Here is a 21,881-nt window from a genome sequence, read left to right as displayed (position 1 = left end):
GCCTAGCCGGCGATCTCCACGGCGAGCTCGTAGGCGTCGCGGAAGTCGAGGCACAGCGGCGTGTCGGAGGCGAGCATCCGGTCGAACAGGCGCCGCTGCGTCTTGTACTTCACGTCGCCGACGGCCAGCGCGCCGATACCGACCCCCTTGCCGGTGGGCAGCGCGACGTCCACCGCGTTGACGTCGATCCCCGCGATGCCGGCGGGCGGCACGGCGTTGACGTCGGACGCCACGAGCAGCTTCGGCGCGGATTTAAGATCCTCCGCGGTGAGGATCGGGATGCCCGCCGGGCCGGCCGAGAGGATGACGTCGGCGTCGCGGATGGCCGCGCGCCGGTCGTCGGGCGTCGTGCCGTCGACGGCGCCGACCTCGATGCCGAAGCGCCACTTCATCGTGAAGGCGATCTTCGAGACGCGCTCCTCGCCGTCGTGGCCGACCAGGACGGTGGTCGCGCCCTGCAGGGCGCCGATCACCGCGGCCACGTAGGCGACGACGCCCGCGCCGCCGAAGATCACGATGCGCTTGCCCTTGAGGTCGGTGTTGAACTTCTGCCGCAGGGCGCGGGAGACCTGCGCCACCATGGCGGCGCCGGTGGTGAACGAGCCCGCCGGGTCGGCGAACACGTGGTTCACGAAGGGCGGCACGAAGGCCTTCTTGGCGCGGTCGACCATGTCGAGGGCGTCCTCGGCGTTCTTGCCGCCGATGAAGATGCCCGTCCGCGTCCCGTCGGCCGGCGACCGCGAGAAGATCGAATCCTGCGTCAGGGTGACGACGTCGGCGAGGCTGACCTCCGCGTAGGTCACCACCGTCTCGAAGCCGGCATCCACGGCCATGTTCACGTCGAACGGGCTCATGTGCCGGAGCGGCGTCAGCATGTGGAGGATCGAGCGGGCCATGGAATCCTCGTGCGGCGCGCGAGAAGAGAGGCGCCTTCTCTCCGTCCAAACCCGGAGCGGCGCCCCGGGTCAAGCCCGGGGCGGCCGGCTCACGCCGGACCGGTTACCGAAGCGCCACCGTTGCGGCCCCGGGCGATCACGAACCGGAGGGGTCCGCCCCGGTCGAGGCCGGCCACTAGGGCGCGGGCCTCCGCCTCGGACGGGACCAGCGCGAAGCCGGTCGGCCCCCAGGAGGACTGGCCGTAGCCCGCGACGCCCCGCGCGGCGACGCTGGCGAGCGCCTCCGCCACCGCGGCGCTGGCGTAGCGGCCGCCCTGATGGGGCGCGAAATGGTCGCCGATCAGCGTCTGGATCCGGGTGATGCCGGCGCCGAAGCCCTGCGGCTCCGCCAGGGCGACGGCGGGCAGCACCTGCATCAGCGCGATCCGGCAGATCTCGGCCGCCTGCGCCTCGGGAAAGCGCGGCAGGTCGCGGAAAGCCTCGACCTCGCGCGTCCCGTGCACGCCCGCCATGCTCGGATCGAGGATCAGGACGATCCGCCAGGCCTCGGGATAGGGCAGGCGCGCGATGACCGGCGGCGGCCCGCCATCCGCGCCGCGGCCGCCGTCGACGATGAGGCCGCCCTCCGTGAAGGCGCACAGGCCGACGCCGGACCGGTTGCCCCGGTCCAGGGTCGCCGCGAAGGCCTCCGCCGCGAAGGGCTCGCCGTTGAGGCGCGCCATCGCGGCCGCCACCGCGAGGGCGAGCTGCGTGCCGGAGCCGAACCCGGCATGGGCCGGGATCACCCGCTCGACATCGATGGCGACGTCCCCGCCGCGCCCGAGATGGGCGGCGGCGGCCTCGACGTAGCCGCGCACCCGGTCGGATTCCGGGCCCGTGACGGTGGGCCGGGCGGCCCGCCGGGCGGTCAGGGCCAGGGACGGCGCGTCGATGGCCAGCCCGATGCTGCCGAAGCGCCGGCCGAGCCCGCCATGCAGGTCCAGGAAGCCGAAATGCAGCCGCGCCGGCGCCTCGACCCGCACGGTACCGTCCGCCGTCGCCTCGTTCCGTTCGGGGACCTCGCCCAACGCTCTTCCCTCGAATCCCGTCTCGAATCCCGCAGGCCCGGCCCCTGCGCGGCGCGCTTGTCACACGCGGCCCGGAACCGGGCAACGTGGACGCACGCGGATCGTGCCCGCCGACCGCGCAGGACTGATCGATCGCGGAGAGCGCGCGCGGCGGTGAACCGATACCCGCGATTCACTTCCCGACGCGCATCGCCGCCGGACCCCCTTGCCGCGGTGCGCGGATGAAGGCAAACCTAGGCCCGCGACGGCGCGCCGAGTTTGCCGCCTGCCCGGACATGCCGGGCGGATGAGCCATTCCGATTCGGTGGGGAACCCTCGGGCTCGAGGGGCACCCGCTTCGTCCGGTCTTACGGCCGTCGCCCGCTCCGAAACCAAGCAAGAACGTTGCGAGAGGGAGCATGGCAGCCTGGGTGAAGGGTGGCGCGACGGACGCGGGCACCGCCATCGAGGCGGCCGCATCCCTCCTCGCCAAAGCGCGCGCGCCGGTGATCGCCGGCCTCAGCGCCGACGTGGCCGCGATCCGCGCGGCCTACGATCTCGCGGGGCGCATCGGCGCCTCCGTCGACACCGCCGGCGCGGCCGGCACCTACGCGGACCTCGGGGCGCTGAGCCGGGTCGGGGCGCTGACCTCGACACCCGCCGAGGCCGTCGGGCGCGCCGACGTGGTGCTGGTGGTCGGCGCCGCCCCCTGGCAGGCGCCGCTCCTGAAGCGCCTCGTCGACGGCAAGCCCGGCCGCGGTCGCGCCGCCGGGTCGGACCGCACCCTGCTGGCCGTCGGTGCCAACGCCACCGCGTCCCTGTCCTGGCCGGCCGAGGGCGGGCTGACCGAGGCGGTCGGCGTGCTGCGCGCCCACGCCCGCGGCCACCTCGCCGGCGATGATCTCCCCGGCCAGATCGCCGCGCAGCTCGCCGCCGCGCAGTACGGAATCCTCCTCTACGACGCCGCCGAACTCGGCGAGGTCGGCATCGAGATGCTCCAGGGCCTCGCCATGGAGCTCAGCGAGACGACGCGCTGCTTCACCCTCGCGGTCGGCGGCACCGGTCAGGACCGGGCGGTGGTGCCGGTCTCGGCCTGGCTCACCGGGCAGGCGCCGCGCAGCGGCTTCGGGCGCCGCGTGCCCGAGCACGATCCCTGGCGCTTCGACGCCACCCGGCAGGTCGCCGCCGGCGAGGTCGACGCCGTTCTCTGGCTCGGCGCCGTCCCGGTGTCGCGCCCGGACTGGTTGTCGAGCGTCCCCTCCGTCGCGCTGGTCGCGGACGGTGAGGCCGGGGCCGCCGAGGTGGTGATCGCGGTCGGCCAGCCCGGCCGCGACCACGGCGGCGTGTTGTGGAACGAGCAGCGCGCCGCGCTGACCTTCTGGCCGGCCTCGGCGCCGTCGGATCTGCCGTCGGCCGCGTCGGTGCTGGGCGCCCTGAAGGAGCGCCTGGTCACGGGCCCGGCCGCGTCGAGGAGTGAACCCGCATGCTGAGCGTGATCCGGGGCGGGCGCGTCGTCGATCCGACCGCGTCCCGCGATTCCGTGGGCGACGTCTGGATCGAGGACGGCCGCGTGATCGATCCGCCGGGCCGCGAGCCCGACGCCGTGATCGACGCCGCGGGCTGCGTGGTGATGGCGGGCGGCGTCGAGGTGCACTCGCACATCGCCGGCGGCAACGTGATCACCTCGCGGCTGCTCCTGCCCGACCTCTACGTCAGCGAGGCGGCGCCCGACGGCCATCCCTTCGCCCACGCGGGCGGGGCGGCGGCCTGGATCGGCTCGACCTACGCGCGGATGGGCTACACCACGGCCGTCGAGCCGGCGATGCCGCCGACCCACGCGCTGGGCACGCAGCTCGAACTCGCCGACATCCCGCTGCTCGACCGCGGCGCCCTGACCGTGATGGGCAACGACGACCAGCTCCTGCAGCTCCTGCGCGAGGGCCAGGGCGGCAACGCCGTGCGCGACCTCGTCGCCCTGTCGGTCGCCCAATCGCGCGGCCTCGGGGTCAAGTGCATCAACGCCGGCGGCGCCTCGGCCTTCAAGGACGGGGCCCTGCGCCTGTCGCTCGACGACGAGATCCCCTGCTACGGGCTCTCGACCCGTCAGATCATGGGCTCGCTCCTCGACGCGGTCGAGGAGATCGGCGTCCCGCACCCGCTGCATGTCCACTGCAACAACCTCGGCCTGCCCGGGGCCGACGACAGCTTCATGGCGACGCTGGACGCGGCGGAGGGACGGCGCATCCACTTCGCCCACGCGCAGTTCTACGCCTACGGGGCGGTCGACCCGGCCAATCCCGGCACCGGCGGCTTCCGCTCGGCCGCCGAGCGGATCGCGCAGGCGATCACCGACAACCCGAACGCCACCCTCGATATCGGGCAGGTCGTGTTCGGCCAGACCGTGACGGTGTCCCTCGACATCCTCCGCCAGTTCGCCGGCCGGAAGGGCGCCAAGCCGAAGAAGTGGGTCCTCAACGCGGGCGACGCCGAGGGCGGCGGGGTGGTGCCGTTCCTGTACCGGCCCCGGGGCCCGACCAGCTCGCTGCAATGGGCGATCGGCCTGGAGATCATGCTGCTCTCCACCGACCCGGAGCGGACGATCCTGACCACCGACCACCCGAACGGCGGCCCGTTCACCCAGTACCCGCGCATCATCCACCTGCTGATGGACAAGTCGGAGCGCGACCGCGAGATCGCGACGCTGCCGAGCGTGGTCGGCGAACGGTCGAGCCTCCCGGGGCTGGAGCGCGAGTACACGCTCTCGGAGATCGCGCAGCTGACCCGGTCCGGACCGGCGAAGCTCCTCGGCCTCGCCGACCGGGGCCACCTGCGGGCCGGCGCCCGGGCCGACGTCGCGGTCTACCGCGACGACGCGAACCGCACCGCGATGTTCACCGCCGCCAAGCTCGTCCTCAAGGACGGCGTGCCGATCGTAGAGGACGGCGAGGTCGTTGAGTGGCGCGCCGGCCGCACGCTGTCGCTGACCGTCGAGTCCGACAAGGCCATGGCGAAGCGCGCCGACACCTACCTCACGGAGCGGTTCGGCGAGGGCCTCGACAGCTTCGCCGTGCCCGACGCGGCCTTCGGCGAGGGCCGGGAAATCTTCGAGGCGGTGCCATGCCGGGCGTGATCAGCGGGGCGAGCCGCGGGAAGTACGATGTCTGACCTCACCCTCAACGGCATCCCGGTCGTCGACACCTTCGCGGAGGCGTTCGACGTGGCCGGCACGGCCATCATCGTCACGAACGACACCGCCAAGTGGGCGATGATCGCCGCGACCACGATGACCGGCTTCGCCACCTCGGTGATCGGCTGCGGCGCCGAGGCCGGCATCGACGCCGAGCTGTCGCCCGAGCAGACGCCGGACGGGCGGCCGGGCGTGCGCATCCTGCTGTTCGGCTTCGAGCCGAACGGCCTCAAGGACCAGCTGATCAAGCGCGTCGGGCAGTGCATTCTCACCTGCCCGGGCACCGCCTGCTACGCGGGTGTCGACGGGCCGACCAAGATCAAGCTCGGCGGCGCGATCCGCTATTTCGGCGACGGGTTCGCGGTGGCCAAGCGCCTGCCCGACGCCACCGGCAAGGCCCGGCGCTACTGGCGCATCCCGGTGATGGACGGCGAGTTCCTCTGCGAGGACTCGGTCCGGGCCGTCGACGGCGCAGTCGGCGGCGGCAACCTGCTGTTCCTCGGGCGGAACCACGCCGAGACGCTCAAGGTCGCCGAGATCGCCGTCGAGGCCGCCAAGGCGGTCCCCGGCGCGATCCTGCCGTTCCCGGGCGGCATCGTCCGCTCCGGCTCCAAGGTCGGCGGCCGGACCAAGGGCATGATGGCCTCGACGAACGACGCCTACTGCCCGACCCTGAAGGGCCGCGCCGGCTCGGCGCTCCCGGCCGAGTGCGGCGTGGTGCTGGAGATCGTGATCGACGCCCTCACCTCGCAGGGCGTGTCCGACTCGATGCGCGCCGGCCTGCACGCCGCCACCGAGATCGGCGGCAAGCACGGGCTGATCGCCGTCACGGCCGGCAATTACGGCGGCAATCTCGGCCGCCACCACTACCACCTGCGCGACCTGATCGCGCGCGACAGCGCCAAGCCGGAGGGCTGAGCCGTGAGCACCCTCACCCTGCGCGCGGCCCCGCCCGAGCGCCTGGACCTCCTGAACGTCAACCCGCGGGCGCTCAGCCGCCTGTCCCAGGGCGAGGCCGAGCGCCTCGAGATCGGGACGACCCGGACCGGCGTGCGCCTCGGCGACTGCTTCGCGGTCGCGCTGGACGGCTCCGACACCCTGACCATCGAGGGCGGCCACGAGCGCCTCGACCGGGTCGGGGCGTCGCTGTCCGAAGGTACGATCCGGGTGACCGGCGATGTCGGCCAGCGCCTCGGCGCCGGCATGGCGGGCGGCAGCCTGACCGTCACCGGCCATGCCGGACCTTACGCGGCCTCCGGCGCCACCGGCGGCACGATCACCGTCGAGGGCGATGCCGGGGACTACGCCGGTGGCGCGGTCTACGCCGCGAAGGCCGGCCTCGACGGCGCGACGCTGATCATCCGCGGCAGCGCCGGCGCCCATCTCGGCGACCGGATGCGGCGCGGGACGATCGTGGCCGGGCGCGCGGGCGCCTTCGCGGGCTCGCGCATGATCGCCGGCACCCTGGCGGCGCTCGCCGTGGGCGATCATCCCGGCTTCGGCATGCGCCGCGGGACGCTCCTCGTCGGCAGCCACGGCCGGATGTCGCCGACCTTCGTGGAGACCGGGACGCACGACCTCGTGTTCCTGCGGCTGCTGGCCAAGGCCCTGCGCGGCCTGAGCGCCGAGCACGCCGACCTCCTCGGCAAGCCGCTGCGCCGCTACTCCGGCGACCTCGCGACGATCGCCAAGGGCGAGATCTGGGTCGCGGCCTGACGCCGCCTGGGCAAGGGGCGTGGACGCGTCCTATGCTCCCCGCCAAGCCGGCCCGCACGAGGCCGGCAGCCCGGGGAGGCGCCCATGCTGCTTCTGCTGTCGATCTGTCTCGTCGCCCAGCCCTCGACCTGCCGCGAGGACCGGATCGAGATGTCCTTCGAGAGATCGAGCCCCTTCGTGTGCCTGCGCAATTCGCAGAGCGCGCTCGCGACGTGGCAGGCGGCGCATCCGGAATGGCACGTGGAGCGCTGGCGCTGCGCCGCGAAGGGCAGCCTGCCGAAGGACCTGTGACGGGACCTTGGTTCGGCGCTCCGGCGGTGCCATGCTCGGGCCCGCCGGCACGCCGGTACTGAGAGCGGGACGGGGACGATGCGCTCGCTGAAGGTCCGGTTCGCGCTGCTGCTCGGCGGCACCGCCATCGTGGTGGTGCTGGCCGCCGCGGCCGCGCTGGCGGCGATCGGAGCGGCGGAGCGCACCGTCGACCGGACCCTTGAGGCCCAGCGGCGTCTCGAGCTGCTGGCCGAGCTGTCCGGCCGCCTCACGCAGTTCGGTCTCGCGGCGGTGGAGACCGTCGGCAATCCCGACGGCCAGCCCGAGGCGATGGCGATCGCCCGCGACAACGCCGACCGCGCCCTGACCACCGTGGACGAGGCGCTCGCCAAGAGCTTCCCGCCGAGCGACGACCCGGCCGACCGGATGCAGTACGCCGCGCGCACCCGCCCCATGGCGCAGCTGCGCGCGGCGCGCGCCGTGCTGGACCGGCAGGTGTCGCTGATCAGCCGCCAGACCGAGCCGGAGCGGCGTCAGGACGCGATCAAGGGCGCGCTCAACGGTTTCGGTGCCATGACCGGCCAGCCGCTCTCCTTCCTGATCGAGGCCGAGCGGCGCAGCATGGCGCTCGGCTCCGAGGAGGCCCGGGCGCTCTCGGAGCGCCTGCGGGTGGCGGCCGCCGCCGCGGTGGCCGCGGCCCTCGTGCTGCTGGCGATCCTCTACCGCGGCGTCACCCGGCCGACCCTGGCCCGCATCGAGGAGGTCCGCCGCGCCGCGAGCGCCATCGGCCACGGCGCCCTGGACACGCGCCTCTCCGTCGCCACGCGGGACGAGCTCGGCCTGCTCATGACCAACGTCAACCGCATGGCCGCCCGCCTCGCTCGCCGGGAATCGCGGGTCGCGGCCGACCGGGCGGCGCTGGAGGACACCGTGGCGGCCCGCACCGCCGATCTGCGCGCCGCCAACGCCCGGCTCGAGGCCGTCGATCAGTCCCGCCGCCGCTTCTTCGCCGATGTCAGCCACGAACTGCGCACGCCACTGACGGTGATTCTGGGCGAGTGCGACCTCGCCCTGCGCGGCGCGTCCCGGGGCACCGATCCGGGACCGGTCTTCGCGACGATCAAGAAGCGGGCGCAGCGCCTCAAGCTGCGCGTCGAGGACCTGCTGCGCGTCGCGCGCTCGGAATCCGGCGAGATCGCGTTCGACAAGCGCCGCCTGGGGCTGGCCCAGGTCCTGGCGGAGGCCGTGGACAACATGAGCTCCGAGGCGGCGCGGCGCCGGGTGGGCCTCACCCTCGATCCCGGCACCCGCGACGTCGAGTGCCTCGCCGACCGCGAGTGGATGCGCCAGACGGTCGAGAGCCTCGTCGACAACGCGCTTCGCCACGCCGCCGGCCTCACCCGGGTCGAGGTCGCCCTGTCGGCAGGGCCCGGGCCGGTCGGACGGATCACCATCACGGATGACGGACCGGGCTTCGGCGCGTCGGAGGACGCGCTGTTCGAGCGCTTCAAGCGCGGCTCGGACGCCGGACCGGACGAGACCGGGTTCGGCATCGGGCTCGCGCTCGCGCGGTGGATCGTGGAGCAGCACGGCGGCACGATCCGGCTCGGCCCCGGGCCGGACGGGCGCGGGGCCCGGGTCACCCTGGACATCCCGGCCTGCGATCCGGCATGGGAGACGGGCCCGGTCGACGGCGCTGCCGTTGGCGCCCAAGTGGGCGCCCAAGCGGGCGCGCAGGTGAAGGAGTCGGCCGCATGACGCGGATCCTGATCGTCGAGGACGATATCGACATCCGCGGCCTCCTCGCCCGGGGGCTCGAGGCCGAGGGATTCGAGGTCGGGACGGCGGCCTGCGTCGACGAGGCCCTTAAGGCGGCCCACGACCCGGCCCCCGGCGCCGTGCTGCTCGACATCAACCTCCCGGACGGTTCGGGCCACGACGTCTGCCGGTCCCTGCGCGAGGGCGGCTTCCCGGGCGCGATCCTGTTCCTCTCGGCCCGCGACGAGATCCGCGACCGGGCCGAGGGCCTGGCTCTCGGCGCCGACGACTACATCATCAAGCCCTTCGAGTTCGACGAGCTGGTCGCGCGCCTGCGGACCCACCTGATGCGCCGCGAGCAGGCGGAGGCGCCGCGCTCGCGCATCACCGCCGGCAAGCTGATGCTCGACCTCGAGACCCGGCAGGCGAGCTGCGGCGAGGCGAGCGCCCGCCTCACGCCCCGCGAGGCCGACCTGCTCGCTATGCTGATGGAGAATATCGGCAAGCCGGTCTCGCGCGCCGACATCTTCGACCGGCTGTGGGCTAGCCAGGGCGGGCTCTCCCTCAACGTGGTCGACGTCTATATCGGCTACCTGCGCTCCAAGATGGCCGATTTCGTGCGCTACGGCGGGCCCGGCCTCGTCACCGTGCGGGGTAAAGGATTCATGCTGGAACTGCGCGGTCCCGACTTCCGCCAGTAGGCCCCTGTACTTTAGTCGCAGGCCCGCCCATTTCGCGATGGTTTCCGGACGCTTAGGAAGTCTCTCACGAAAAATTTGGGAGGATCCGGCAACTTAGTGCTTGAAGCCCGCCCGTGAATCGTCGATACATCTCCGGCGCCGGAAATGAGAGCGCCATCAGTGTCTTAGGGTCCTCTTAGGAACCGCGCGACACTCGGTGTAGATGTTGCCTGAGGAGAAACACCATGAAGTGGGCTGCCCCGATCGTGTCCGAGATCTGCGTCGGCATGGAAGTGACGAGCTACGAGTCGGCCGAGATCGACACCTTCAACTGAGTTTCACGGGCCGGGGATCTCGGGAGCCGCACCATGCGCGTCGTGATCCTCGGTTCCGCGGCCGGCGGCGGCCTTCCCCAGTGGAATTGCCGCTGCCCCATCTGTACGCTGGCGCGGTCCGAGCCGGACCGGGTGCGGCCCCGGACCCAGTCGAGCATCGCGGTCTCCGCGGACGGGTCGGACTGGCTGCTGATCAACGCCTCGCCGGATATCCGGCAACAACTCTTCGACAATACGCAGATGCATCCGCGCGAGGGCCTGCGGCACTCGCCGATCCGCGCCGTGCTCCTGACCAACGGCGACGTCGACCATGTCGCGGGTCTCCTGACCCTGCGCGAAGGTCAGCCCTACACGCTCTATGGCACGCGCGGGATCCTCGATTCGGTCAACGCCAACCGCGTCTTCGACGTGATGGCCGAGGGCGTGGTCGCCCGTCGGCCGATCGGCATGGACCAGCGCTTCGAGCCCCTCCCCGGCCTGTCGGTCACCCTCTTCCCGGTTCCCGGCAAGGTGCCGCTCTGGCTGGAGGACGAGACCATGCAGATCGGCGCCGAGACCGAGACCACGGTCGGCGCCCTGATCGAAGCCGGCGGCCGGCGCCTCGCCTACATTCCCGGATGTGCCCGGGTGACGGACGGTCTGCGCGCGCGCATCGCCGGCGTGGACGCGCTGCTCTTCGACGGGACCGTCCTGCACGACGACGACATGATCCGGGCCGGCGTCGGCACCAAGACCGGCTGGCGCATGGGCCACGTGCCGATGCGCGGCGAGAACGGCTCGATCGAGGCCCTGGCTTCGGTCGAGATCGGGCGCCGCGTCTTCGTGCACATCAACAACACGAACCCGGTCCTGGTCGAGGGCTCGCCGGAGCGGGCCGACGTCGAGGCGGCCGGCTGGACCGTGGCGCATGACGGGCTGGGTCTGACGCTCTAGGACGCCGCGCCGACGGCCTGCCGGATCCCCGCGCCGCGGCCTTATGCGCGACGGACGCTCGCCGGCGATGGTTGGGCGCCCGGGGAGACGGCACTATATCGTGGCTGAGCCCGGACAGTCGCCCCGCGCACGAGGGCGGGATCGGAACACAGGAAACGCGACCTGAGGACGGACGCCGGACACGCCATGAACGCCATTTTCCCGACCCCCGATGCCGCCGACAGCCAGCGTCTCCTGAGTCCCGAGGAACTGGAGGCGGCCCTGCGCGACATCGGCGCGCGCCGCTACCACAACCTGCACCCGTTCCATCGGCTCCTGCACGACGGCAAGCTGTCGAAGGACCAGGTCCGGGCTTGGGCGCTGAATCGCTACTACTACCAGGCGATGATCCCGGTGAAGGACGCCGCCGTGCTGGCGCGGATGACCGACGCGTCGCTGCGGCGGATCTGGCGCCAGCGGATCGTCGACCACGACGGCGACCACGAGGGTGACGGCGGCATCGAGCGCTGGCTCAAGCTGGCCGAGGGCGTCGGCTTCGACCGCGACTACGTGCTGTCGACCCGCGGCATCCTGTCGGCCACGAAGTTCTCGGTCGAGGCCTACGTCCACTTCGTCTCCGAGCGGACGCTCCTGGAGGCGATCGCCTCGTCGCTGACCGAGATGTTCTCGCCGACGATCATCTCCGAGCGCGTCGCCGGGATGCTGAAGAACTACGACTTCATCACCAAGGACACGCTGGCCTATTTCGACAAGCGCCTGACCCAGGCGCCGCGGGACGCGGACTTCGCCCTGGACTACGTCAAGCAGCACGCCACGACGCCGGAGCTGCAGCGGCAGGCGATGGCGGCGCTGACGTTCAAGTGCACCGTGCTGTGGACGCAGCTCGACGCCCTGTACTTCGCCTACGTGGCCCCCGGCATGGTCCCGCCGGACGCGTGGCAGCCCGGCGAGGGTCTGGTGGCCGAGGCGTCCCAGGCCAAGCCTGGAGCGGCCGGCGGGAAGATGGCGGCCGGCGACCGTCCGCGGCTGCCGCGCGGCGTCCGGCTGCGCAACGACGAGACCCGCGGCAAGTGGGTCCTGCTCGCCCCCGAGCGCACCTTCGACCTCGACGACAACGCCGTGGCGGTCCTGAAGCTCGTGGACGGCGCGCGGAGCGTCGCCGACATCGCGGACGAGCTGGGCAAGACCTACGCGGCCGATCCCCGCGCCATCGAGGCCGACATCCTGGTGATGCTCGACGGCCTCGCGGAGAAACGGGTTCTCGAGCGATGAACGCGCTGACGCCGAACCGCCCCGACGCGCCGGCCCCGGTCGGTCTGCTCGCCGAGCTGACCCATCGCTGCCCGCTGCGCTGCCCGTACTGCTCGAACCCGCTGGAGCTCGACCGCCGGTCGGGCGAGCTCGACACGCAGACGTGGCAGCGCGTGCTCGGGGAGGCGGCGGCGCTCGGTGTCCTGCACGTGCACCTGTCCGGCGGCGAGCCGACGGCGCGCAACGACATCGTCGAGATCACCAAGACCTGCGCCGATCTCGGCCTGTACTCGAACCTGATCACCTCCGGCGTCGGCGGGGCGCTAAGCAAGCTGCAGGCGCTCTACGACGTCGGCCTCGACCACGTGCAGCTGTCGGTGCAGGGCGTCGACGCGCAGAACGCCGAGAAGATCGGCGGCCTGAAGAACGCGCAGCCGCAGAAGTTCGAGTTCGCCGCCAAGGTGGTCGAGCTCGGCCTGCCCCTCACGCTGAATTCGGTGATCCACCGCGGCAACATCCACGAGGTGGCGGGCTTCATCGATCTCGCGGTGAGGATGGGCGCCAAGCGGCTCGAGGTGGCGCACACGCAGTATTACGGCTGGGCCTACGTCAACCGCGCCGCCCTGATGCCCGACAAGGCGCAGGTGGACGAGTCGATCCGGATCGTCGAGGCGGCCCGGGAGCGCCTGAAGGGCCAGCTCGTCATCGACCTCGTCGTGCCCGACTATTACGCGAAGTACCCGAAGGCCTGCGCGGGCGGCTGGGGCCGCAAGCTGATGAACGTCACGCCCCAGGGCAAGGTCCTGCCCTGCCACGCGGCCGAGACGATCCCGGGGCTGGAGTTCTGGAACGTCAACGACCGCTCGCTCGGCGAGATCTGGCGCGACTCGCCGGCCTTCACGGCCTATCGCGGCACCGACTGGATGAAGGAGCCCTGCCGCTCCTGCGACCGGCGCGAGAAGGACTGGGGCGGCTGCCGCTGCCAGGCGCTCGCGCTCGCCGGCGACGCGGCGGCCACGGACCCGGCCTGCTCGCTCTCGCCGCTCCACGCCAAGGTGCGGGCGCTCGCCACCGAGGAGGCGGCCGAGAACCCGCCCGACTACGTCTACCGGACGATCGGCAGCAACGTCCGGTCGCCGCTCAAGGAGGAAGTGAACTCGTGAGAAGTCTTGTCGTGAGGGGCCTCGCCGCGACGTCGGTCGCGCTGGCTCTCGCCGCGCTGCCGGCCCTCGCCGAGGACGCGCCGAAGCCCGCCACCGTCACCCCGGCGACCGCCGCCGCCCCGCCCTCCGCGGCGGATCTGCTGTTCGACCAGCCGCACATGAAGAACACGGCCGCGGGCTCGACGCTGACCTACGATTACCTGCGCCGCTCGGGGATCTCGAAGGGGCCGTTCGGAGCGCCGCTCGAGGACACGATCCAGCTGAAGGTGACGCCCGGGAAGACCGCCGAGGGCCGCGACATCAGCGTCGTGATGTTCTCCGGGCTGAACCGGATGCCGGCCGGCCCGTTCGAGGACATGGCGGGCAACCCGGTCGTCTCGCTCTTCCTCGAGAACCATCTCCGGGCCGTCGCGAAGGTGCTGGAGGCGAACCCGCGCTACCTCAAGCTCGCGATCCGCAAGGGCCTGCGCGAGAAGGCGACGGTGACGCCGACCAAGGTGGATATCGGCGGCCGCGAGGTCGACGGCTGGCGCGTGGTCACGAAGCCGTTCGCGGGCGACTCGATGGCGCAGCGCATGCGCGGCATGGACGACATGACCTATACCTTCGTGACCGCGCCCTCGGTCCCGGGCGAGATCGTCTCGATCGAGGCGTCGTCGAAGAGCCCCGACGGCGGCGAACTGCTTGAGGAGAAGCTGAGCTATGATCAGAAGGCTGGCTGAACGGGGCGCGCTGGCCGCCCTCGCCCTCACGCTGTCGGGCCTGACCGGCTGGGCCGCCGAGGAGAACGACTACCCGACCGACGCGCGGGTCGACTACGTGTTCGGCTGCATGGCCGCCAACGGCCAGACCCGCGAGAGCCTGCAGAAATGCTCGTGCTCGCTGGATCAGCTCGCCGCGATCCTCCCCTACGACAAGTACGTTCAGGCGAGCACGGTGCTCTCGATGCGGCAGGGCATCGGCAACCGGGCGAACGAGTTCAAGTCGACCAAGATCTTCGACGACAAGGTCGCGGAGCTGCGCCGCGCCCAGGCCGAGGCCGAGATCCGCTGCTACCACGGCTGACGGGCAGGTCTGAGCCGCACGGCGAGGCCGGCGTTGCACCGGCCTCCCGATTCGCGCACACCGGCTCCCGAACCGCGCTCGTGAACGGGACCCGCCTGTGACCCCCTCTTCCCGCCTGTCCGACCTGCTGCCGGCGCTCGGCGGCCGCACGCTGGTCATGGGCATCCTCAACGTCACACCCGATTCCTTCTCCGACGGCGGGCTGTTCGCCGGGGAGGCCGAGGCCGTGGCCCAGGCCGAGCGGCTGGTCGCCGAGGGGGCGGCGATCCTCGACGTCGGCGGGGAATCGACGCGGCCCGGCCACGTTCCGGTCCCCGCCGAGGAGGAGCAGGCGCGCGTCGTGCCGGTCATCCGGGCCGTGGCGCCGCGGCTGCCGGTGCCGATCTCGATCGACACCTACAAGGCCTCGACGGCGCGCGCCGCGCTCGAGGCCGGCGCGCGGATCGTGAACGACGTCTGGGGCTTCCAGCGCGAGCCCGACATCGCCAACGTCGCGGCCGCCCACGGCGCGCCGGTCATCATCATGCACAACCGCGAGACGATCGAGCCGGAGCTCGACATCGTCGCCGACATGCTGGCCTTCTTCGAGCGGTCCCTCGCGATCGCCCACCGGGCGGGCCTCGCGGATTCCGAGATCGTGCTCGACCCGGGGGTTGGGTTCGGCAAGACCTGGAATCAGCATCTCGAGGCGCTGCGCCGGCTGCCCGAGATCCGCGCCCTCGGCTTTCCCGTCCTCGTCGGCGTCTCGCGCAAGTCGCTCCTCGGACGCCTGCACGACCGCGAGACCCGTCCGGCGGACCGCCTGCACGGGTCCCTCGCCGCCCACGCCGTCGCGGCGACCCTCGGGGCCGACATCGTGCGCGTGCACGACGTGGCCGCGCATATCGACGCGATGCGCGTCGTCGACGCCGTGATGCGGCCGGAGGCGCGCTGAGCATGGCGGGCGACCTGATCCGCGTCACCCGGATCGCCGTGTTCGGCCGGCACGGCGTGCTGGCCGAGGAGGCGGTGCTCGGTCAGCGCTTCTACATCTCCCTGGAAGCGGAACTCGATCTCGGCCCGGCGGGCCGCTCCGACGACGTGGCCGGCACGGTGAGCTACGCGGATCTCACGGCGGTAGCGGTTGCGATCGCCACCGAGCGCCGGTTCAACCTGATCGAGGCTCTGGCCGAGACGGTCGCCGCGGAGATCCTCGCGCGCTTCGCGCAGGTCGACGCCATCACCGTTCAGGTCGACAAGCCGAGCGCGCCCGTCCCCGCCATCCTGGACAGCGTCGGCGTCGCGATCACGCGCCGCCGCGGAGCCGGTCGATGAGGGCGTATCTCGGCATCGGCAGCAATGTCGGCGACATGGTCGCGATGCTCGACCGCGCGGTCACCGGTCTCGCCGCGATCCCGGGCATCGACGTCGTGGCACGCTCGGCCGACTACCGGACCCCGCCCTGGGGCAAGACCGATCAGCCGTGGTTCCTGAACGGGGCCGTGGCGGTCGAGACCGACCTCGATCCGCACGGGCTGCTCGACGCCTGCCTGCGGGTGGAGCACGACCTCGGCCGGATCCGCGAGGAGCGCTGGGGCCCCCGTGTGATCGACATCGACGTCCTGGCCTACGAGGGCGCCAGCATCGACGACGCGCGCCTCGTCCTGCCGCATCGCTACGTGCGCGAGCGGGCCTTCGTGCTCGTCCCGCTGGCGGAGATCGCGCCCGACCTCGTCATCGGCGGCGAGCGCGTGGTGGACGCCCTGGCGAAGCTCGACTCGACCGGTATCGCGCGCGCCTGATGGCGGCGCGCGCCGCGGCGCTGCGCGTCAGCGCTCGCCGGGGGCGACGAGCTTGTTCTCTTCCTCGTCGAGGAGCGGCACGTCGTAGTCGCGCAGGACCTTGTCGATGTCGGCCTTGCGCTTGCGCAGGATGGTGTTCAGCAAGCGCTTCCAGTCGTTCTCGCCGATCCGGACACCCATGGCGATCCGGTACGCCATCGGCGGACGCTCCGGCTCCTTCAGCAGCGGCACGACGCTCATGGGCGTGCCGGACTGCTTGGCGAGCCAGCCCGCCGCCGGGCCCCAGAGGACGGCCGCGTCGATCTCCTTCGCGGCCAGGGCCGCGACGATCTCGGCAGCGACCGTCTGGTGCTTGCGGGACGGGTCGAGCTGGTAGGGCGCGTAGGCCTTCATGGCCGAGACGAGGCCCAGTTCGCCCATCCGGTTGACCGGCGGCGTCCCGGCGATCACGCCGATGCTCTTGCCCTTCAGCCGCGGGTCGTCGAGGGCCGTCACACCGTCGAGTTCGCCCGCGCGGGTGACCAGCGTGTAGGCCGATCGATAGTAGGGATTGGTGGTCTGGACGAGGTCGCTTCCGAAGGCCTGGCCCATGATGACGTCGCAGAGGCCGGTTCCGAGCGTGTTGCGCACGAAGCCCGGACCCTGCGTCAGCCAGTAGTAGCGGACCTTGATCTTCAACTCGTCGGCGATGATCGCCGCGATCTTGTTCTCGAAGCCGTCCTCCTTGCGTTCGGAGAACGGCATGTTGCCCGGATCGCCGCAGACGCGCAGCACGTCCGTGGTGACGGTATCCGGCAGATGCTGGGCGAGCGCGCCCTGCGCCCCGAAGACGGTCAGGGCGCAGAGAACGGCGATCCGGGCAGGAGACGACATCAGCCGCCCATGCATTCCTTCTCCGCCTTCTTGGCTGTCTCGGGCTTGCCCTCGTGCTCGGAGGGACGGATACGCCCGATCGCGCCGGAGGCGCGCGCCTTGAGGTAGACGTAGAGGTCGTCCGAGTAGCACATGACGTTCTTGTTGTCGCCGAAGGCCGGCATGACCTTCTGCTCGGCGGCGTTCACTTCCTGCTTGCCGCCCGCCAGGATGCCGATGAACTCCTCGTAGGAGAGGTGCTTCAGCGAGTCCTTGAGGGCCGGCGCGTAGGTCGAGCCCATGCCGTCCGGGCCGTGGCAGACGTGGCACTCGGCGTGATAGCGGCGGTAGCCCGAGTAGGTGTACCAGTCGAGCATCTTGCCGTCCTGGGTCACGTGGAACGTCGGGTGGCCCTCGGCGTCGAAGTACTTGCCGTCGTCGACCTTCACGGCCGCGTCCTTCTTCAGGAGCTTGTCATCCTGCTCGGCGGTCTTGTCGTTCGCGTTCAGCGAATTCGCCAGCTTGGGGTCGGCGGGCTTGGCATCCTCAGCATGTACGGCAACCGTCGAGACGGTCGCTAGGGCGAGGGCGGCGATAACCGGCCGCGTTACGATCTTGCTGAGGTTGAGCAACGCATGTGTCTCCCTTGATCGAGGCTCTTGGTCTCCCTCCGAGACGCAGCCTCTTGCGAGAAAGTCTAATCACAAGGATGCCGGCGCGGGAACCCGCGCCGGCACCATTTTTCACTTCAAACCCTGCGGCCGATTAGTTCGGCAGGGCGAAGACCGTCAGCTGACCGCCGAGGTTGGTGTACTGCGACAGAGCCGCGTAGCCACCCACCGCGCCGAGGCCGGCGTTCGGGTCGGTCAGACCGGCCGCGAGGCCGATGCCGGCCCAGCCGCCGACGCCCGAGAGGACGCCCACGTACTGCTTGCCCTTGTGCTGGTAGGTCATCACGTTGCCGATGATGCCCGACGGGGTCTTGAACTTGAACAGCTCCTTGCCGGTCTTGTCGTCGACCGCCTTCAGGTAGCCCTCAAGCGTGCCGTAGAACACGACGTCGCCAGCGGTGGCCAGAGCACCGGACCACACCGAGAACTGCTCGGGGTTCGTCCACTTGATCTTGCCGTTGACGCCGTCCCACGCGATGAAGTTGCCCATGCCGCCGTGCGAGTTCGGGGCCGGGTACATCGAGAGGGTCGCACCGACGTAGGGCTGGCCCGGGGTGTAGGTCACCCGGAACGGCTCGTAGTCCATGCAGACGTGGTTGGTGGGCACGTAGAACAGGTTGGTCTTCGGCGAGAAGGCCGCAGGCTGCTGATCCTTGGTGCCCAGCGCCGCCGGGCAGATGCCCTTGGAGTTGGTGTCCTCACCGTTCTGCTCGGTCGAGTACTTCGACACGACCAGCGGCCGGCCGTAGTTCTTCGAGCCCTTGTCCATGTCGACCTTGGTCGCCCAGTTGACGGCCGGGTCGAACTTCTCGGCGACGAGGAGGGTGCCGTCCGCGCGGTTCAGCGTGTAGCCGAAGCCGTTACGGTCGAAGTGGGTCAGGAGCGGCTGCTCCTTGCCGTCGATCTTCTGATCCGTGAGGATCATCTCGTTGATGCCGTCGTAGTCCCACTCGTCGTGGGGGGTCATCTGGTAGACCCACTTGGCCATGCCGGTGTCCGGGTTACGCGCCCAGATGGTCATGGACCACTTGTTGTCGCCCGGACGCTGCTTGGGGTTCCAGGTCGAGGGGTTGCCCGAGCCGTAGTACATCAGGTCGAGCTTGGGGTCGTACGAGAACCAGCCCCAGGTGCAGCCGCCGCCGGTCTTCCACTGATCGCCTTCCCAGGTCTTCAGCGAGGAATCCTTGCCGATCGGCTTGCCGAGCGAGGTGGTCTTCTCCGGGTCGACGATCAGCTGATCGTCCGGGCCCTCGGAGTAGCCGCGCCACACCTTCTTGCCGGTCTTCAGGTCGTAGGCGGTGACGTGGCACTGCACGCCGAACTCGCCGCCCGAGATGCCGACGATGACCTTGTCCTTGACCGGCAGAACCGTCGCGGTGTTGGTCTCGCCCTTCTTCGGGTCGCCGTTCACGACCGACCAGTTGACCTTGCCGGTCTTGGCGTCGAGCGACACGAGGGTGGTGTCGGCCTGGTGCAGGAGGATGGCGCCGTCGGCGTAGGCCAGACCACGGTTGACCGTGTCACAGCACATGACCGGGATCACGGACGGATCCTGCTTCGGCTCGTACTTCCAGACGATCTTCGCGTCGTGGTCGAGGTCGAGGGCGTACACGATGTTCGGGAACGGCGTGTGCACGTACATCATGTTGCCGACGACGAGCGGCGAGCCCTCGTGGCCGCGCAGCACGCCGGTCGAGAACGTCCAGGCGACCTGCAGGTCCTTGACGTTCTTGGCGTTGATCTGGTCGAGCTTCGAGTAGCGCGTATTCGCGTAGTCTACCGTCTGAAGAACCTGTTCCGCCGGGTTGGCGATGCCCTTCATGACGCTTTCATTGGCCAGCGCCGGCGCGGCGACGGCCGCGACACCTGCGCCGAGCGCAAGGAGATGTACCGCTCTCATGGGTTCCTCCGACAAGTCTTGAGAGTTCTCACGGCGCGCGAAGAGAGTGGCGTCGCTCGGACTCCGACCTGACTGTTTGCGACAGGGATGGACGCCTCGGTAGCGGGCATAGTGGACTTCGAGGAGATCTACTGATCCCCTAGCCAGGAGCCGCCATCCCTGAGGCGTCTCCCTCGAAACCGAGGCTTGCCCGGACCTTAAGAGATTTTTGAGCGCCGTCAACTCGCTGTTCGACGCCTGTGGGCACACGGTGAAAGCTTCTTTTCGGGTGACACAGACGCGACGGATGTCATGCGTTTGCGAAAAGAAATGTTGCGACGCACAAGAGATGCTGCCTGCTCTGGCCTCGGTCTCACGGGGATGTGTCCGTGTCCCATGCAGACCTTGCAAACAGGCGAGCTTTGCTGCGCTTAAGCATGCGTCCCCCGCGCGGTGGGCGGGATTTAGGCGCGCCCGGGCGCGCGGCCGATGTGGGCCGCCGGACTGCAGTGCAAGACGCTTCGGCGGCTATGAGTTGCCGAATTTTCCCGAAAGCCCCCTGTGCGCCCAGTCGCCGCATCCCGTTTTTGCGCGGATCCCCGCCTGATCGGTGGGGTTCGCGCGCGACAAATTGCCGAATCATCCCGTTTTTAAGAATCGGTTTGGGTCGCGCACGCGGACCACTGGGTCGGTCGCGGAATCTGCGGGACGGCTCTGGCCGGCGTCAGACCGCGCCGACCGGCCCGGTGCTCTCGAACTCGGCCGTGTCGCCGATCAGGTCGGTCACGGAGATGTTGAGGCGACGGCCGTTGGACAGGCGGAGCTGGGCGTCGGGCTCGAGCCAGACCGGTCGCAGGCCCGCATAGCTGCCGTACAGATTGCCGTAGGCGACGACACCGCCTTCGCGCCGCTCGACCACGACCCGGTAGCGGACGCGGACGGCCTCACACCCTTCGGCCGACACGAGACCGCGCCCGGTCAGCGTCTTGAGGATCTCGTTCGGCTCGAACATACGCGGGACGCAGGGGCGGGATTAAGCGGCAACCGAATTGCCATTTAATCCCGGACCCGCGGCGAGTCACGCCCGCCAGTGCGGATTGTGCGGTCAGTGCCGCCGCGGCTTCATCGGTCCGGGTCGGCGCCGCCGCCGACAGGTTCGGCTTCCAGGGGACGGACCACGATGCGACCGGACTCGACCGAGAGGGCCAGCCGTCCCTGCTTCAGCGCCAGCGCCTTCTCGCCGAACAGCGTCCGGCGCCAGCCCTGCAGCGCCGGGACCTCGGCGTCGTCGTCGTCGGCGACCGCTTCCAGATCGTCGACCGTGGCGATGATCTTCGGCGCCACGCCCTCGGCCTCGCAGACCGCCTTCAGCAGGACCTTCAGCAGCTCGACGATCGCGCCGTTGCCGCCGCTCCGTCGCACGCGCTCGGGCATCCGGACGGCGCTCGTGTCGCGGGCGAGACCGCGCTCCACGGCCGCGACGATGTCGGCCCCCGTCCGGGAGCGCTCGAAGCCCGCCGGGATCGTCCGAAGCCGCCCGAGCGCCTCCGCGCTCCGCGGCGCCGCCGAGGCGATATCGATGACCGCCTCGTCCTTCAGGACGCGCCCGCGCGGCACGTTGCGCGTCTGCGCCTCGCTCTCGCGCCAGGCCGCGACCTCCATCAGCACGGCGATCTCCCGCGGCTTGCGCATGCGGCCGGAGAGGCGGCGCCACGCCTGCGCGGGATCGGCGCGGTAGGTCTCGGGAGACGTCAGCACCGCCATCTCCTCGTCGAGCCACGCGCCGCGGTCGGTCCGCAGCAGCTCGGCGACGAGGACTTCGTAGATCTTCACCAAGTGGGTGACGTCGGACAGCGCGTAGGTCAGCTGCGCCTCCGAGAGCGGGCGCCGCGACCAGTCGGTGAAGCGGGAGGACTTGTCGATCTTGGCCTTCGCGACGTCATTGACGAGCTGCTCGTACGAGACGGAATCGCCGTAGCCGCAGACCATGGCGGCGACCTGCGTGTCGAAGAACGGGTGCGGCAGGATCCCGCCGATCAGCCAGATGATCTCCAGGTCCTGGCGGGCGGAGTGGAACACCTTGACGGTGCCCTCGTCGGCCATGAGGGCGATGAACGGCCCGAGGTCGATCCCCGGCGCCAGCGGATCCACCAGGACGCCGGTCCCGTCCGGTGCCGCCATCTGGATCAGGCACAGTTTCGGATAATACGTCGTCTCGCGCATGAACTCCGTGTCGACGGTCACGAAGGGCTGCTCGGCGAGACGTGTGCAGATCTGGCGCAGCGCGTCAGTGGTGGTGATCAGGTCCATGCACCGGCTATACGCAACCGCGGCGGACATGGGGAGACGCGGCTTCGCAGGTCCCCATCTTTCACGCGTTCACGCGCGGCCCGGCGAC

At 70.8% G+C, this 21,881-nt stretch carries 23 protein-coding genes; 16 read left to right on the top strand and 7 right to left on the bottom strand.

Annotated elements, in window-relative coordinates:
- Positions 1–2: 2 nt before the first annotated feature.
- Together BM314_RS10620 and BM314_RS10615 are read right to left on the bottom strand one after the other, a co-directional pair.
- Positions 3–896, bottom strand: a complete 894-nt coding sequence (locus BM314_RS10620) for an NAD(P)-dependent methylenetetrahydromethanopterin dehydrogenase (RefSeq protein WP_056521160.1) — start codon at positions 894–896, stop codon at positions 3–5.
- 89 nt (positions 897–985) lie between these two features.
- Positions 986–1,963 carry a beta-ribofuranosylaminobenzene 5'-phosphate synthase family protein gene (locus BM314_RS10615; protein ID WP_056521163.1) on the bottom strand — a complete coding sequence of 326 codons (978 nt, stop codon included), beginning with the start codon at positions 1,961–1,963 and terminating at the stop codon, positions 986–988.
- A gap of 398 nt (positions 1,964–2,361) precedes the next feature.
- On the opposite strand from BM314_RS10615, the gene BM314_RS10610 reads away from it, so the two are divergent.
- The 16 genes from BM314_RS10610 (at position 2,362) to folK (ending at position 16,081) form a co-directional block, all read left to right on the top strand.
- Positions 2,362–3,432: a molybdopterin-binding domain-containing protein gene (locus tag BM314_RS10610; RefSeq protein ID WP_091978091.1), complete on the top strand. Its 1,071-nt coding sequence runs from the start codon at positions 2,362–2,364 to the stop codon at positions 3,430–3,432.
- A complete protein-coding gene (locus BM314_RS10605) occupies positions 3,426–5,072 on the top strand; it encodes a formylmethanofuran dehydrogenase subunit A (RefSeq protein ID WP_091978090.1) in 1,647 nt (548 codons plus the stop codon). The genes BM314_RS10610 and BM314_RS10605 overlap by 7 nt, the downstream gene beginning before the upstream one ends.
- Positions 5,073–5,099: 27 nt before the next feature.
- The gene (gene fhcD, locus BM314_RS10600) at positions 5,100–6,047 is read left to right on the top strand and encodes a formylmethanofuran--tetrahydromethanopterin N-formyltransferase (RefSeq protein WP_091978089.1); all 948 of its coding nucleotides are present in this window, start codon (positions 5,100–5,102) and stop codon (positions 6,045–6,047) included.
- Between the two features lie 3 nt (positions 6,048–6,050).
- Complete coding sequence (locus BM314_RS10595) at positions 6,051–6,845, top strand: formylmethanofuran dehydrogenase subunit C (RefSeq protein ID WP_056521171.1); 795 nt, start codon at positions 6,051–6,053, stop codon at positions 6,843–6,845.
- An 84-nt stretch (positions 6,846–6,929) separates the two neighbouring features.
- Complete coding sequence (locus tag BM314_RS10590; RefSeq protein ID WP_020091833.1) at positions 6,930–7,136, top strand: hypothetical protein; 207 nt, start codon at positions 6,930–6,932, stop codon at positions 7,134–7,136.
- A 78-nt stretch (positions 7,137–7,214) separates the two neighbouring features.
- Positions 7,215–8,873, top strand: a complete 1,659-nt coding sequence (locus BM314_RS10585) for a sensor histidine kinase (protein WP_091978088.1) — start codon at positions 7,215–7,217, stop codon at positions 8,871–8,873.
- The gene (locus BM314_RS10580; protein ID WP_020091831.1) at positions 8,870–9,574 is read left to right on the top strand and encodes a response regulator transcription factor; all 705 of its coding nucleotides are present in this window, start codon (positions 8,870–8,872) and stop codon (positions 9,572–9,574) included. The genes BM314_RS10585 and BM314_RS10580 overlap by 4 nt, the downstream gene beginning before the upstream one ends.
- A 224-nt stretch (positions 9,575–9,798) precedes the next feature.
- Positions 9,799–9,888 carry a pyrroloquinoline quinone precursor peptide PqqA gene (pqqA, locus tag BM314_RS10575; RefSeq protein WP_012317526.1) on the top strand — a complete coding sequence of 30 codons (90 nt, stop codon included), beginning with the start codon at positions 9,799–9,801 and terminating at the stop codon, positions 9,886–9,888.
- A gap of 33 nt (positions 9,889–9,921) precedes the next feature.
- Positions 9,922–10,821, top strand: a complete 900-nt coding sequence (gene pqqB / locus BM314_RS10570; RefSeq protein ID WP_091978087.1) for a pyrroloquinoline quinone biosynthesis protein PqqB — start codon at positions 9,922–9,924, stop codon at positions 10,819–10,821.
- A 186-nt stretch (positions 10,822–11,007) separates the two neighbouring features.
- Positions 11,008–12,093, top strand: a complete 1,086-nt coding sequence (gene pqqC / locus BM314_RS10565; protein ID WP_020091829.1) for a pyrroloquinoline-quinone synthase PqqC — start codon at positions 11,008–11,010, stop codon at positions 12,091–12,093.
- Positions 12,090–13,235 (top strand): pyrroloquinoline quinone biosynthesis protein PqqE, encoded by a 1,146-nt coding sequence (gene pqqE, locus BM314_RS10560; RefSeq protein ID WP_091978086.1) that lies wholly within the window; start codon positions 12,090–12,092, stop codon positions 13,233–13,235. The genes pqqC and pqqE overlap by 4 nt, the downstream gene beginning before the upstream one ends.
- Positions 13,232–13,957, top strand: coding sequence for a hypothetical protein (locus BM314_RS10555; protein WP_091978085.1), 726 nt, complete (start codon positions 13,232–13,234; stop codon positions 13,955–13,957). Before pqqE ends, BM314_RS10555 begins: the two co-directional genes overlap by 4 nt.
- A complete protein-coding gene (locus tag BM314_RS10550) occupies positions 13,938–14,300 on the top strand; it encodes a hypothetical protein (protein WP_091978084.1) in 363 nt (120 codons plus the stop codon). The genes BM314_RS10555 and BM314_RS10550 overlap by 20 nt, the downstream gene beginning before the upstream one ends.
- 97 nt (positions 14,301–14,397) lie before the next feature.
- Positions 14,398–15,234 carry a dihydropteroate synthase gene (gene folP / locus BM314_RS10545; protein WP_091978083.1) on the top strand — a complete coding sequence of 279 codons (837 nt, stop codon included), beginning with the start codon at positions 14,398–14,400 and terminating at the stop codon, positions 15,232–15,234.
- 2 nt (positions 15,235–15,236) lie between these two features.
- Entirely contained in the window at positions 15,237–15,614 is a 378-nt protein-coding gene (gene folB, locus BM314_RS10540; RefSeq protein ID WP_020091824.1) for a dihydroneopterin aldolase, read from the top strand.
- On the top strand, positions 15,611–16,081 hold the full coding sequence (gene folK, locus BM314_RS10535; protein WP_091978082.1) for a 2-amino-4-hydroxy-6-hydroxymethyldihydropteridine diphosphokinase: 471 nt from the start codon (positions 15,611–15,613) through the stop codon (positions 16,079–16,081). The genes folB and folK overlap by 4 nt, the downstream gene beginning before the upstream one ends.
- A 27-nt stretch (positions 16,082–16,108) precedes the next feature.
- On the opposite strand, the gene xoxJ is transcribed toward folK, so the two are convergent.
- From xoxJ to rnd, 5 genes are all read right to left on the bottom strand, one after another.
- A complete protein-coding gene (xoxJ, locus tag BM314_RS10530; RefSeq protein ID WP_348272733.1) occupies positions 16,109–16,954 on the bottom strand; it encodes a rare earth element methanol dehydrogenase accessory protein XoxJ in 846 nt (281 codons plus the stop codon).
- Entirely contained in the window at positions 16,954–17,565 is a 612-nt protein-coding gene (locus BM314_RS10525) for a c-type cytochrome, methanol metabolism-related (RefSeq protein WP_020091821.1), read from the bottom strand. The genes xoxJ and BM314_RS10525 overlap by 1 nt, the downstream gene beginning before the upstream one ends.
- A 133-nt stretch (positions 17,566–17,698) precedes the next feature.
- Positions 17,699–19,504, bottom strand: coding sequence for a lanthanide-dependent methanol dehydrogenase XoxF1 (gene xoxF1 / locus BM314_RS10520; protein ID WP_026604740.1), 1,806 nt, complete (start codon positions 19,502–19,504; stop codon positions 17,699–17,701).
- A gap of 703 nt (positions 19,505–20,207) precedes the next feature.
- Entirely contained in the window at positions 20,208–20,495 is a 288-nt protein-coding gene (locus tag BM314_RS10515) for a hypothetical protein (RefSeq protein ID WP_020091819.1), read from the bottom strand.
- A 110-nt stretch (positions 20,496–20,605) separates the two neighbouring features.
- On the bottom strand, positions 20,606–21,793 hold the full coding sequence (rnd, locus tag BM314_RS10510; protein WP_056522182.1) for a ribonuclease D: 1,188 nt from the start codon (positions 21,791–21,793) through the stop codon (positions 20,606–20,608).
- Positions 21,794–21,881 lie beyond the last annotated feature (88 nt).

Source organism: Methylobacterium sp. 13MFTsu3.1M2, from assembly GCF_900112625.1.
Lineage (GTDB): Bacteria > Pseudomonadota > Alphaproteobacteria > Rhizobiales > Beijerinckiaceae > Methylobacterium.
The sequence above is the reverse complement of the archived record's forward strand: the minus strand, read 5'-3'. Positions and strand labels throughout refer to the sequence as shown.